Genomic DNA, 13,141 nt, shown 5'->3' on the forward strand with positions numbered 1-13,141 from the left:
ATTAGAATTTAGTAAAACATTCTTGTTCTGATTGACAAACAGGCAACAATTGGTCAACACCTGCTATGCGAATAACATCCGCAACTACATCTTGAACACAACAAATACAAAGAAGACCTTGGCGAGACTGTAATAATCTAGACAGTGAAAATAAAAGACGGATACCTGCACTACTCATATAAGTAACTTGTTGAAAATTCAGCACCATTTTATGCTTGCCTTCCTGCACTTTCTTATCCAGAAATGCTTCCGCCTTTGGCACAGAAACAGCATCTAAAGCTCCCTCCAAAGAAACAACAAGAATATCACCATACTGTTTAGTTAACCAATCCATAAAAGAAACTCCAAATAGTATCTCGCAAATATTAGCGATATTATTTACGATAAAAATAAAAAACAATGCACACCCATGGTAAGAAGCTTTATAAAAATGCTTTTTTCTCCTGGACCGAGATACTCTATCTCTTATGCATTACTGTGCATTTTCCTTAGCACACTGATTTTTATCCCTATCATTCATTGGCTTTTGTTTCCCGAGACTTTTTCATTTCCAACAACAAAAGCTCTCCCGATTAAAAATATTTTCCTAGTTTCATCATCTCCTTCTAGAATTCCTGAAGTCATTTTTTCAGAAACACTACAACTCTCAGCAGATCATCCAACGTTTCTGCATCAATTTATAACTAAGAAAGCAGAGGCTACTTTAAAAGATCTAGGTATATTTTCTTCTATAGCTGTAGAAAAGATTCCAGATAATAAAGGAATTATCATCTTTTATTCTCTGCATTCTCCAATTGGCTATCTAGGAAATCAAACCAATACTTTAATTAATCATTCAGGAGAACAATTCCCCTGCCAGCCTTTCTTCAAATCTCAGAAACTTCCCGAAATCTTTTTTTCTAAAAAAGATTTAAATCTTACTATTTTACCTTCATGGAAATTAGACATCGCGACTCTTCTCATTGAAGACCTCAAAGAAGACCCTCCTGTAGTTATCGATTTGTCCCTTACCGAAATGTATCCTATGGAGATAACAGTCTCTCTATCTTCAGGGAATCTTTTAAGATTCCAATACCATACACTACGTGAGGGATTGAAAAATTATCATCTCACTCAAAATAGTGCTGTGATTGACTCTCAACAACCCTATATTTATGATTTAAGATTTCACAATCATTTATTACTAAGTAAGATATGACCCCCATAATCATTTTTACCCAGTTATCTTCTCAAGAAGAAGCCGAGAATATTTCTAATGCTTTAGTGATTCAGAAGCTTGCTGCCTGTGTTCATATTTTCCAAAAAGGAAAATCTACTTATATGTGGAAAGGTAAACTCTGTGTTTCCGAAGAATATCAAATACAAATCAAAACAACATCTGCTCGATTTTCAGAAATTTCTACAATCATTCAATCCCTATGTTCTTATGATGTTCCTGAAATCATTTTTGTTAAAATTGATAATGGAAATGAGCAATATTTAGAATGGCTATCTCTAGAAACTGCCCCACAAATGCCTCAGGAATGAATAAATCTTGACGTTTTTTCTAAAATAGATATAATCTTTTCCGGAACTTTGAAGGATACGTAAGTGTCTTACTTCTTTTTTTCCACATCTCAATTTAATTTGGATTTTATGGAAGAGTTTGTAGCATATATCGTAAAGAATTTAGTTGCTGATCCTGAAGCTGTGGAAATTCGTTCTATTCAGGATGAGTCAGGTGAATCTATAAAGCTAGAGATACGTGTGGCTCCCGATGATATAGGGAAGATCATAGGTAGACGAGGAAATACCATACACGCACTAAGAACTATTCTTAGACGTGTGTGCGCGAGATTAAAAAAGAAGATACAAATCGACTTGATTCAGCCCGAAGGCAGCAGGGAATCTGTTGACGAAGACGAGGATGCTTCTAGTAATTTTTGTCTTGATTCAAACAACTCTAACAACTTAGGAATGGCCCATCAATGTTGTGGCCGAGGCAACTGCTATTCAGCTGATGAGGAAGGTACGGAAGGATCTTCAACTCATCACAAATGCAGCCATAATCACCATTCTGAATAATATTCACTACTTTTCTACATTTCATAAATAGAGTTTGGCAATAGCTAAAAACCCCTTCACGGAGTTTTTAGCTCTTCGCGCTTAGTAAGCATTGCTTATTAAAAGTGCTGCTGACTTTTGTTTTCTGATCAAACTTATGTAATCCCGCTATAATTAGTTGATGCACGACTTTTTCGAAAGTCCATCCCAAACGCACAAAATCATGTAAAAATGGACTAGATTCTGTCATTCCTGGAATAGGATTCATTTCAGAAAGCCAAAAATTTCCTTCTCTATCTAAAAAGAAATCGATTCTACAAGATCCTTTACCTTGAATAACACGATACATACGTTCTGTAAATTCTTTCACTCGTGTTTTAGATTCTTCAGAAAGATCTAGATCATATTGTATTTTAGCACTAGATTTACCATTTAATCCGTATTTCTCTTCGTAATCAATAAATCCTTTTGATCCGCGACGCTCGTGTGGTTCAGAAATATAGTAACAACTGCACGCATCACCAAGACAAGACACTTCGATTTCTCGAGATCCTAAACGGTTCTCTTCGATAAATACGTCGGTATCGTATAGAAATGCTTCTGATATTTTTAATTTTAGCTCTGTTTCATTATGAACTTCAAATACACCGATACTTGATCCTAAATGAGCTGTTTTCACAAACATAGGAAAAGTAAAAGTTTCTAAAATTCTGTGCATACATAATTCTGGAGTCCGTTTCCAGGCATGTAAAGTTAACGGTTGATAAGGAACTACAGGGATCCCTACAGAAGCTGCAAGACGTTTTGTCATAATCTTATCCATACTGATAGCTGAAAAGAGCAATGATGGCCCTCCATAAGGCTTATCGATAATTTCTAAGAAGCCTTGAAGCGTACCGTCTTCCCCACAAGGACCATGTAAAATTGGAAGAATAAAATCTAAACCAACTAAAGTCTCGGCAATTTCTGAAGATAGCACATGATGCCCCATCCTCTCACAACAACTTCCTTCATCAAGATTCGCTACTTTCGACCACAACCCCTGTCGATTAATAACGAAATATTGCACATCATAATATTGTGAAGAAAGATATTGAATAACATTTCTTGCGGATAATAAAGAGATATCATGTTCGCAAGATTGCCCCCCGCAAACTACTCCTATGGATAATTTCTTAGGCTCAAAATCCTTTAAAGCATTTCCTATAGCATAAATATTCCCTGCTCCTAAAGATACACAGACATCATGAACGCGGATTTCTCGTTTCAAATACTCTACAACATTATCATAGGGAACATAGGTACAGCAAACATGAGAAGATAAAGAAATTGTCTCCGCTAGCCTCTCAGGAGAAGGTAAATCTAAAGGCGTTTCTCCTGCACTATAGATATCTGTAAGAATTACCTCATCAGCATCTTGAAAAGCACTAAAAAACTCATCTAAACAATATTGTAATCTAGAAAACCTATGAGGTTGACATATAGCAACTATACGACGCAATCCTACGGCATCTCGTAGCGCTCTTAAGGTACAAGAAATCTCAGAAGGATGGTGGGCATAATCCTCAAGAAACAAGAATCTCTCAGAAATATTTTTTCTTTCCATACGTCTTTGTACTCCAGAAAAATTTTTCAGAGCTTCTCTAATGCTTTCCTCTTCTATACCAAAAGTTAATGCTACACCTACAGCTACCGCAGCATTTGCTACGTTATGCTTACCAATCAAGTTAAGGTCTATATCTAAGTAATCTTTTCCCAAAAAAGATAGAGAAAAAATAGAACACCATTCTTCTTGACGATGCGAACAAATATGCAAATCACAATCCCGAGAAAACCCATAAGATGTTCCAAAAATCCTTCCCTTAAGTTCTGGACAATCGCCATTATAAAAACATAAGGTTGGGTTATCAACTTTACGAGAGAACTCTTCGATCGTTAATGCAAGTTTTTCCTTACTTCCTTCAAAATTACTCAAATGTTCATTGTCTAAGTTCGTGACTACCGCAACTTTAGGAAAGTAGTGTTTTAAAGAACCATCGCTTTCATCAGCTTCCGCAATAAAGTATTTTGACTTTCCCGAATATCCATTTAGACATAGAGAATTCAACCCTCCAATAGCATAAGAAGGATCTTTTTTTGCCGTTTGAAAAATTGCTGTAATCAGTGAAGATACGGTAGTTTTCCCATGACTTCCTGAAACTAAAATGCTGGTTTGCTCTTGCATTAAAAAGGCAAGAAGCTCAGCACGGTGTAATATAGGCAATTGCTTTCGTAAAGCTTCCTTATATTCTACATTATCCTTAGTAATCCCCGATCCATAGATAATAATACAATCTTCAGGAACATGACTTTCTTTATGTCCAGGAAAATACGTTATGCCTTTAGCAATGAGTTTATCTACAATAGCACTTTGATTTAAATCACTACCTGATACGGAATACCCACGGTCTAATAAAATATGAGCTAATCCACTCATTCCTATGCCACCAATACCTATAAAATGATAGTGGATTGTCCTATCCATAGATTACCTACAAACATTCACAAATAAATTGATAAAAAGACTTCGAGGATTTGTTGTGATAATAAGCTCGCAGCGCCTCTCGCCTATTTTTAATAGTTTCAGAATCTAGAGCAAGTAAAATATTTTTAGTCAAAACTTCTTGGGAAAGCTGTTTTTCTAAAATCATCGATCCTCCCCCTATAGTATAGACAAGAAACTTTGCATTTTCTTCCTGATGTCCGTAAGCTCCTGGATATGGTATGAGTATCGAAGGACTTTGCGCCCATAACAACTCATCTAAAATTGTAGCTCCTGCGCGACTAATTACCAGATCTGATGAAAGTAAAACATTGAGCATATCTTGTTCGAAATGTTTTACACAGAAAGATACATCACCACGACTGTAGACATGCTGTATAGAAACAACATCACCCTTAGGTCCTGCAATATGATGAACATACATATTCGGATAATCCTTAGCAACATCTACAAGAGCAGATGGAACATAATCGTTTAATGTTTTGGCTCCTTGAGAGCCCCCCACAACACACACTGTTGGAGAATGCGATGTGAGACGTTCTACAATAGGACTGAAAGAAGAGAAGGCTCTTTTTGGCAACGAGATCTCTTGTGAAGGACAACGAAAATTTCTAGTTACCGGAGAGAACGATACTCCTACACCTTTAGCAAAACGTGAGAAGAGCCTATTGACTTTACCAGGGACAAGATTTTGCTCATGTAAAAATATAGGAATTTTCTTTTTTAGTGCTGCCACCAATACAGGAAGAGAATGATAACTACCAAATCCAATGACAACATCGGGGTCAAAAATCATAAGCTCTTTTTTAGCTTTCTTGTATCCTTTATATAAGGAACATGTTCTACGGATAGCCATTAGAGGATTAGAAATTACCGGCAAACCCGAGGGGATTTCTTTATAGTGTACATCTTGTTCATAAAGATTCGGATGATTATCTAATCCCTTCCCCAAAAGAAGAACGTCTATACCCTCTTTACAAAATGCTTCTCTTGTTGCTAGAGCTGGAACTATATGTCCTCCCGATCCTCCGACGGCTAAAGCTATTTTGTTGATTTTCTTCATCACACACCCTTAATAGCAAAGTAACACCACACATATTAGCAATCAAAGAGGATCCTCCTTGACTGAAAAAAGGAAGATTTACTCCCTTACTTGGTAATAATCCTGATACAACACCTAAATTCATGAAAGCTTGCATCCCGATAATTACTGTAATAGCTATTGCTAACGAAGCTGCTTCTAAAGAAGACGCTCGAATAGCAACCACATAACCGCCATAAACAAAATACATGTACAGCAGAATCAAAAGCAGCATACCAATGAAACCAAATTCCTCAGCATATATAGCAGCGATATAGTCATTTTGCGCTTCGGGCAAGTAAGTAAGCTTTTGTAAACTTGCTCCTGGCCCCTTGCCCAATAATCCTCCTGATCCCGCAGCAATTTTTGCCTGATACGGTTGATGGCCTCGCCCTTTAATATCCAACTCTGGATGGAGATAGACATTTAAGCGATGCCTCACGTAAGGCATCCTATAAGCAAGAGCACCTCCAACAACAAGGATACATAACAAAGGAAGTAACCAATACCGTAGCCGTACAGCTGTCATAATAAATACGGGAATAAGAGAAAAAGCAATTACAGCTGCAGAACCATTATCAGGCTCTATAGCAATCAATAGAATAGGAATGAACAACGTTGTAGTTAGCTTAAGGAATGATTTAAAATTTTCTCGATATTGAGGACGGGAAACGAGATATTCTATAGCCACACAAGGGACAAGGTACTTCACAAATTCAGAAGGCTGTAAGGTAAGTTGTCCTATACCTAACCAACGTTTGGCGCCATTCCTACATACTCCTATCCCAGGAATTAAAACAGCAATAAGAGCTATTCCTGCAATAAGCAATAATGTAGGACTCATTTTTAGAAAATCTTTCCATCCTGTCATATAAACTAAAGAAGAAAGACTCAGTCCTAATAATAGATACGTAATCTGACGAATTAGAGCTTTATGCGTACTGCAAGGTAGAGAACGATCTAGAATTTCGGCTGAGGAAGTATCGAAAACCATAACTAGACCTAGAGAAAAAATCCCTAATAAACATGAAACAATGAACCACTTCATATTGGGCCTAGAGATAGATTATCGTATGCGCAATTGATCTCCAGGTCTAAGTTTGCGCGCCTTATGCTCATCAAGATCATTCATCCTTAGCAAGTCTTCAAGACGGATATGATTACGTAAAGCTATAGTCCAAGGACTATCGCCTTCCTGAACAGTATAGAAATCTTCAGCGCTGGAGACTTTCACCTGAGGTTTTTTAGCTTCTTCTTGCTTATCAGACACGGGCACCTTTAATACCTGGCCTATCTTCAATTGTGTAGAAGATAGATCATTAATCTGCATGAGAATAGCTACAGTCGTATGATTTGCCTTAGCAATACGCTCTAGAAAATCTCCTTTTTTCACAATAACCGTTGCATAAGCTTCTTTTTTAGGAGCTTCTTTAACAACTTGGTCTTTTGGTTCATGAGATATAGGATTTACAATCGGAACGGAAGGAGTTGTTTGAGGAACATTAGGTGCTGGAGGAGTTTTGACAACTACAGGTTTATTTTCTGCAAACTGCACTGCCAATTCCTCTTTAGAAACACGTTGAGGAACAGTCTCTACGGTAGGTTTTTCAACCTTTTCTATTTTTTCTTGTGCTTTTTCTATAGAAGTAGGGACAACTTCAACAAGCTTTGCTGGTAAAGGAGGAAGCAATACATCTGTATTTTTCTTATCAGAATGTTTTGCTGTAGTGAATAATACTAGCACCAAAACTGCATTCACTAAAGTTGCAATTATAATCGTATCTCTACGGTTCATATTTTTAATGCCTCCATGTCACCAACCAATTGCCTAAAGCAATCTCCTCGTTCCTCAAAGCTCTGAAACTGATCAAAACTGGCACACCCAGGAGATAATAGTATTACATCACCAGGTTGTGCGATACTCTGGGCTATGCTTACTGCTTCTTGTAGATCTCGGGCTTGAGTTAAAGGAAGACTACTAGATAAAGCTTGGGTAATTTCGTTTCGACATTCCCCCATAGCCACAATATGTTTTACCGTTTGAGTAAGGACTGGAATCAAAGAAGTAAAGTTACTTCCCTTATTCCTTCCGCCCAAAATAACAATGATGTTTTCTTTCACAGCTATCAGAGCTTTTTCTACAGAGCTCATAGTTGTAGCCTTACTATCATTGATATAACGCACGCCATCTTTTTCTCCCAGATATTCTATTCTATGGGGAGGTTTATCAAAGGTTTGAATTGCCTGTAAAAACCCTTCCAAAGGAATGTTGGATATCTCATTAGCTAAAGTGTAAGCCGCGCAATAATTATTCATATCATGCAAGTATAGTGGTTTTAATGCACTTCCTTTATCTAAAATTGAAGTTATTTCTTTAGTATAATCCAAATAGGATTTTCCAGATGAAATGCCTTCCCCAACCCATAAAGACTTAGATGATTGCAAACATTTAGCAATGTTATTTTTCGCTTCGCTATAAGCTTGTAAAGTTTGATGATAATCTAAATGATTATCAGAAATATTTAAAATAGCAGCTCCTGATAGTACAGGCACCTCTATTTCTTGCTCAGCCAATTGAAAAGAACTAATTTCAACAACACGAATACCTTTTTGATGCATTGCCTGAAGAATAGGTACACCTATATTCCCCATAGCAAAAGCATTTGTTCCTAAAGAACGTAGTAAATGGACTAAAAACAATACTGTTGTTGTTTTTCCTGTAGATCCTGTAATTCCAATAGAAGGATATTGATGAAATTCCGAATCTTGAAAAGCAATCTGAACATCAGTCACGATGGGAATATTTCTACGTTTTGCTTCAGTTACTAAACGATGCGAAGATTTGATCCCCGGGGAACGCACAAATAGATCTATATGTTCAGGAAATTCCTCAGTGTTATCTAGATAACGCTCGCAAAAGAAACTACAAGAATTTAGAGCATTTAAAGATCTATCGATTCCTATAATATAATCCCCTCGATTATACAGAAATTCTGCTACGGATCTTCCTGTAACTCCAGCTCCTAAAACTATAACACGTTGGTTATTCACAAACTATCTCCATAAGGCGGCGGCAATCCCTACAATCATACAGATGAATCCTGCCATATAAAAACGCAGGACAACTTTCGTCTCTGGAATACCTTTATACTCATAATGATGATGTAGAGGGGAACATAGAAAAATACGCTTTTCCCTCAATCGATAACTACCAACTTGTAAAATTACTGATCCAGCTTCTGCAACAAAAACACCGCCCAATAAAATTAAAAGCAATTCCGCACGAAGCATAACAGCACAACTACCTAATACCCCTCCTATAAGCAAGGAACCTGTATCACCCATAAATACCTGAGCAGGAGAACGATTGTATTTTAAGAAAGCAAAGCTTACTCCTACCAATGCAGCTAATAATATAGACACATCTTGCGCTAAAGGAATTGTCGGATCTGTAATAGCAACTACTAGCAAACCAAAAGCGCTCATACATGTAGTTCCTGCTGCCAAACCATCGAGACCATCTGTAAGATTTACAGCGTTGCTAGTCCCTACAATTGCTAGCATTGCTAAAGCAAAATAAAAAAGTTTGCTTAAAATACTATGTCCAAAAGAAATAGCTCCAAAAAAAGGAACCTTTAATGTGCAAAATAGGGAGCTACCTTTATATAAAGAAAATATAGCTAGAATTGTGAGCATAGAAATCAACAGCTGTAAAATAAATTTCTGTTTTGCTGTTATACCATGTCCTTTTTTTCTTCTCTTTTTTACTATATCGTCATACCACCCTAAAGTTCCCCAACTGACTATCAGAAATAGAAACAGCCATGTTGAAAGTTTCTCTAAAGGGAGCCAAAAGAACACAGTGGTTAGTAAGACAATACAAAAGATTATCCCTCCAGCTGTAGGTGTGTGCTTTTTATCCTGATGAAGAATCTCTAGCTTCTTACAGTAATCTTTATGCACTTGATTGTAATGATTTTGTTTCTTTAACCAGTATATCATGGGTTTCCCTAAGAAAATCCCCAGGAGAAATGCTAGGCCAAATACCGTGGTTAATAATAAAATCCACGATTCATTAAAATAAGGAAATACAGAACTCATAAGTAAAGTATTAAAAATTAAAAACAGCTTAATAGAGACTCTAAAGCTAAAGATCGTGATCCTTTTAACAAGACAATATCTCCTTGCTGAACAACTTTCTTTAAAATCTCTTCTATACTCTGAGCAGATGGATGGAAAGAAACTTCACAAGGACCATATTTTAATAAATGCTGAATCGGCAACCATTTTTCTCCAATGAAGAAAATAATACTCGCTTTTGATAAAGCTTTTTTAGCAACAACGGTATGACCTTCCTCAGAATAATTTCCTAATTCTGCCATATGCCCTAAGATAAGTATAACTTTCCTACCTTCCGAAGGATTAGGAATCGCATCTAAAGCAGCAATCATCGCTTCAGGGCAGGCATTATAGGCATCATTGATTACTTGAACACCATTTCGTATGCTTTGCTCAAAACGCATGGGGGGGAGTTGCAAATCACAACAAGAGTGGACAATCCTATCAACAGGAACATCAAGAAGCCAAGCCAAAGATAGAGCTATTAATAAATTACTGTAGGCTGGCTGATAGGGTAAAGAAATTGCAAAATCTATATCGCCTTCAGGAGTACTTATAATCACGCTATCCTTGCGAATAGCCTTATAATAAAAATCAGCAGTTTCGTCATGAAAAGCAAAGGAGAACTTCTCAGAAGATGGGGACTGTTTTATAAAGTGAGAATACCAAGGAGAATCTTTAGGGAGAAGTTGTACACGACTATTTCGTAAGATATGCCCTTTTTCTTCAGCAATGCCTTGAACTCCTTTATCAGAAAAATTCATAGCATGTTGGTCCACCACATTGGTAATTACAGAAACTTCAGGTTCTACTATAGAAAGTAAATCCTTCATATTTCCTGGTTCAGAAACTCCCATTTCCAAAATTATAAAATCCTCATCACCGTCAGCCATTAATAAGCTTAAAGGAACAGTAAGTTGGGAGTTATAGCTTTTAGGACTGGCATATACTCTATATACTGAGGAAAGGAAAGTTCTCGCAAATACTTTTGTAGTTGTCTTTCCAATAGATCCGGTAATACCAACGATCGTTCCCTGAAATAAATGACTTTGATTTTCTCCTGCTTCTTTCAATGCTTCCGTTGTGTCATTAACAACAATTAATTCTAAACCAAACGCATCTCCACAATAATCCCTAGAAACAATTGCCGCTACAGCTCCAGCTTGAGCTGCTTGTTTAAGAAACCGATGCCCGTCTGTATACTGTCCAGCAAGAGCAAAGAATAAGTCCCCCGGATGTACCTGACGACTATCAATAGCAACTCCAGAAATCTTTTTCCCAGACCTTGGATATTTCACATCGGATAGCATTAACGATACCCAATCTTCTAATAAGATAGATCGCATTCCTCAGCCTTTTGTCTCTTATTAAAATACATCTAATCAAAACTATACTGTTAGAATAGACATATCATTTATGAGTTCTAGGATTAAATCAGAGAGTATTTCAAACATCCTGTTCGTTAATATAAATAAATATACTACATGAATGCAAGCAACCTTATGATACTCTCGCAAGATTTCCTACTGACTATAAAATCGTATTTCGCTTAAACTAGGATTTCCTTGCGTTTTTTTGGTGGCATAGCCAAGCGGTAAGGCCGAGGCCTGCAAAGCCTCTATCCCCGGTTCGATTCCGGGTGCCACCTTTCTTTTCATCTAAGGTATTGTACTCTAAAAAATGACTTGGTAGTGTGAGTTTTACTTAAAACTTCTTTAGAGGCTACCAATGTTAGACAAGGAAAATTCCCTGTATGATACAGATAAAAAACTTTTCCTTGGGATAGACAAAGTTTTCCATTCTATTAAGGATCACTACGGACCTCTTACTTCGTCGCTATCTTTTTTCGAAAATGAAGGTTATCTAGCTTTATCTCGTATAACCCTGGCGGATCCTCACGAAAATATTGGCGTAGATTTTGCCAAAGCCATGGCAAAGAAAATCCATAAGAAATATCTTGATGGTGTCACTACTGGTATCATTTTACTCTACACTCTTCTTAAGGAAAGCTATTTTCTTTTAGATCGAGGTTTATCCCTGTATAAGCTTTGTTCTGCTTTAAAAAAAATGGGAGAAAAACTTCTAACATCCTTGGGAACACATTCTTGGCCCTTAAAAGATAGTAATAAAGCCAAGGGGATCATCTTTTCTGCTTTTCCTGATCTTACAATTGCCACAGAGTTGGCAGAAGCTTTTTCAGCTGTAGGTTCTGAAGGATTTATTTTATTGTCGCAGCTCGGAGTATCGAATACACAGGTCACTCAGGGATTAAAAATCCCGCGTGGTTATCTATCTCCTTATTTTATTTCTCAATCCACACAACGTACAGTCATACTTTCTCATCCCCGCATCTTTGTTACCGATAAGAAAATCACTTCAATACTTAGCTTTCTTCCTCTACTACAAGAATTACAAGAGAATGATGAACAGCTGCTTATTTTCTGTAAGGGTATAGATCAAGATGCTCTTGCCACATTCATGGCAAACAAATTTGAGAACCTTCTACAAATTGTTGTTGTTGATTTGAATGATCCCTCTCTTGATCCAACTTTTTTCGAAGACATCACTTTATTCACAGGAACTACGGTTTTCTCTCAAAATTTTTCTCCAGCTATGCAACTACCCGAATGCGCATCTTTAGGTTCTTGTGTCTCTGTAGAAATCTCTCAAGAAGAAACAGTAATTATTCGTGGAAATAGTGTGTCTGAAGTTCTAGCATTGAAAATACATCAAATAGAGGAAGAAATACGCACTAGCTATTCTCAAGAAACAAAAACCTCATTAATAAAAAGAAAGCATCGATTACAAAGTTCCGTTGCTATTGTTCCTGTCCGAGAAGAAAATAAATTTTTCTATTCCCTAGCGCTCTCTACATTAACATCTGCCTTAGATAAAGGTTATATTCCTGGAGGTGGTGCGGGCTTATTCTATGCTTCTTTAAATCTATGTGAAGAAGATAAAGTGTCCGAAGAAGAACGAGGAGCCATGAATGTTATACAAGCATGCTGCCGAGCGCCTTTAGAGCAATTAATCAAGAATTTAAAATTAGATAATAAGGTTGTTATCAATAAACTCATATCGTTATCGACTCCAAGTCTCGGAATGAATGTCCTTTCTCAGCAAATTGAAGATCTGATTGCTTCAGGAATCTTAGATCCTCTAGCTAAAGTAAAAGATATTTTTTCCTTAGCATTAGAAACAGGATTAAATATACTTTCATCGAAAGTAATCATCAATGATACAAAGTAAACTATTCAGAAATTTTTTATATTCAAACACAAGATATTTTTTAGCCTCTAAATATTTCTATTTTAATATTTTGAGAACGTGCTGCCTTGCTGCAGCTTCATAAGATC

12 protein-coding genes and 1 tRNA gene are annotated in these 13,141 nt (G+C 36.8%); 5 read left to right on the forward strand and 8 right to left on the reverse strand.

Annotation, left to right across the window (positions count from 1 at the left end):
* Window position 1: 1 nt before the first annotated feature.
* Entirely contained in the window at window positions 2-334 is a 333-nt protein-coding gene (locus tag H9Q19_RS01585) for an STAS domain-containing protein (protein WP_213241568.1), read from the reverse strand.
* A 75-nt stretch (window positions 335-409) separates the two neighbouring features.
* On the opposite strand from H9Q19_RS01585, the gene H9Q19_RS01590 reads away from it, so the two are divergent.
* From H9Q19_RS01590 to H9Q19_RS01600, 3 genes are all read left to right on the forward strand, one after another.
* The gene (locus H9Q19_RS01590; RefSeq protein ID WP_213241570.1) at window positions 410-1,198 is read left to right on the forward strand and encodes a beta/alpha barrel domain-containing protein; all 789 of its coding nucleotides are present in this window, start codon (window positions 410-412) and stop codon (window positions 1,196-1,198) included.
* A complete protein-coding gene (gene cutA / locus H9Q19_RS01595; RefSeq protein ID WP_213241572.1) occupies window positions 1,195-1,527 on the forward strand; it encodes a divalent-cation tolerance protein CutA in 333 nt (110 codons plus the stop codon). Before H9Q19_RS01590 ends, cutA begins: the two co-directional genes overlap by 4 nt.
* Before the next feature lie 108 nt (window positions 1,528-1,635).
* Entirely contained in the window at window positions 1,636-2,064 is a 429-nt protein-coding gene (locus H9Q19_RS01600) for a KH domain-containing protein (RefSeq protein WP_213241574.1), read from the forward strand.
* Window positions 2,065-2,131: 67 nt separating this feature from the next.
* Here H9Q19_RS01600 and H9Q19_RS01605 read toward each other — a convergent pair whose 3' ends face one another.
* The 7 genes from H9Q19_RS01605 to H9Q19_RS01635 are packed head-to-tail and all read right to left on the reverse strand — an operon-like array spanning window position 2,132 to window position 11,131.
* Window positions 2,132-4,567 carry a bifunctional UDP-N-acetylmuramate--L-alanine ligase/D-alanine--D-alanine ligase gene (locus H9Q19_RS01605; RefSeq protein ID WP_213241576.1) on the reverse strand — a complete coding sequence of 812 codons (2,436 nt, stop codon included), beginning with the start codon at window positions 4,565-4,567 and terminating at the stop codon, window positions 2,132-2,134.
* Window positions 4,568-4,574: 7 nt separating this feature from the next.
* Window positions 4,575-5,651, reverse strand: coding sequence for an undecaprenyldiphospho-muramoylpentapeptide beta-N-acetylglucosaminyltransferase (gene murG, locus H9Q19_RS01610; protein WP_213241578.1), 1,077 nt, complete (start codon window positions 5,649-5,651; stop codon window positions 4,575-4,577).
* Window positions 5,560-6,714: a putative lipid II flippase FtsW gene (gene ftsW / locus H9Q19_RS01615; RefSeq protein WP_213241580.1), complete on the reverse strand. Its 1,155-nt coding sequence runs from the start codon at window positions 6,712-6,714 to the stop codon at window positions 5,560-5,562. The genes murG and ftsW overlap by 92 nt, the downstream gene beginning before the upstream one ends.
* Before the next feature lie 18 nt (window positions 6,715-6,732).
* Window positions 6,733-7,461, reverse strand: coding sequence for a lytic transglycosylase (locus H9Q19_RS01620; RefSeq protein ID WP_213241582.1), 729 nt, complete (start codon window positions 7,459-7,461; stop codon window positions 6,733-6,735).
* Complete coding sequence (gene murD / locus H9Q19_RS01625; protein WP_213241585.1) at window positions 7,458-8,717, reverse strand: UDP-N-acetylmuramoyl-L-alanine--D-glutamate ligase; 1,260 nt, start codon at window positions 8,715-8,717, stop codon at window positions 7,458-7,460. Before murD ends, H9Q19_RS01620 begins: the two co-directional genes overlap by 4 nt.
* Window positions 8,718-8,720: 3 nt before the next feature.
* Complete coding sequence (gene mraY / locus H9Q19_RS01630; protein ID WP_213241587.1) at window positions 8,721-9,767, reverse strand: phospho-N-acetylmuramoyl-pentapeptide-transferase; 1,047 nt, start codon at window positions 9,765-9,767, stop codon at window positions 8,721-8,723.
* A 17-nt stretch (window positions 9,768-9,784) separates the two neighbouring features.
* A complete protein-coding gene (locus H9Q19_RS01635; protein ID WP_213241589.1) occupies window positions 9,785-11,131 on the reverse strand; it encodes a UDP-N-acetylmuramoyl-tripeptide--D-alanyl-D-alanine ligase in 1,347 nt (448 codons plus the stop codon).
* Between the two features lie 231 nt (window positions 11,132-11,362).
* Between H9Q19_RS01635 and H9Q19_RS01640 the strand changes: the two genes are divergently transcribed.
* Window positions 11,363-11,433, forward strand: a tRNA-Cys gene (locus H9Q19_RS01640).
* Window positions 11,434-11,513: 80 nt separating this feature from the next.
* Entirely contained in the window at window positions 11,514-13,034 is a 1,521-nt protein-coding gene (gene groEL3 / locus H9Q19_RS01645) for a variant chaperonin GroEL3 (RefSeq protein WP_213241591.1), read from the forward strand.
* Window positions 13,035-13,141 lie beyond the last annotated feature (107 nt).

The organism is Chlamydia crocodili (assembly GCF_018343815.1).
GTDB lineage: Bacteria > Chlamydiota > Chlamydiia > Chlamydiales > Chlamydiaceae > Chlamydia > Chlamydia crocodili.

Coding starts and splice junctions, on each gene's coding strand:
- H9Q19_RS01600 (WP_213241574.1), top strand. CDS start 1,636: ATGGAAGAGTTTGTAGCATATATCGTAAAGAATTTAGTTGCTGATCCT.
- H9Q19_RS01635 (WP_213241589.1), bottom strand. CDS start 11,131: ATGCGATCTATCTTATTAGAAGATTGGGTATCGTTAATGCTATCCGAT.
- ftsW (WP_213241580.1), bottom strand. CDS start 6,714: ATGAAGTGGTTCATTGTTTCATGTTTATTAGGGATTTTTTCTCTAGGT.
- groEL3 (WP_213241591.1), top strand. CDS start 11,514: ATGTTAGACAAGGAAAATTCCCTGTATGATACAGATAAAAAACTTTTC.
- H9Q19_RS01590 (WP_213241570.1), top strand. CDS start 410: ATGGTAAGAAGCTTTATAAAAATGCTTTTTTCTCCTGGACCGAGATAC.
- H9Q19_RS01620 (WP_213241582.1), bottom strand. CDS start 7,461: ATGAACCGTAGAGATACGATTATAATTGCAACTTTAGTGAATGCAGTT.
- H9Q19_RS01605 (WP_213241576.1), bottom strand. CDS start 4,567: ATGGATAGGACAATCCACTATCATTTTATAGGTATTGGTGGCATAGGA.
- H9Q19_RS01585 (WP_213241568.1), bottom strand. CDS start 334: ATGGATTGGTTAACTAAACAGTATGGTGATATTCTTGTTGTTTCTTTG.
- cutA (WP_213241572.1), top strand. CDS start 1,195: ATGACCCCCATAATCATTTTTACCCAGTTATCTTCTCAAGAAGAAGCC.
- mraY (WP_213241587.1), bottom strand. CDS start 9,767: ATGAGTTCTGTATTTCCTTATTTTAATGAATCGTGGATTTTATTATTA.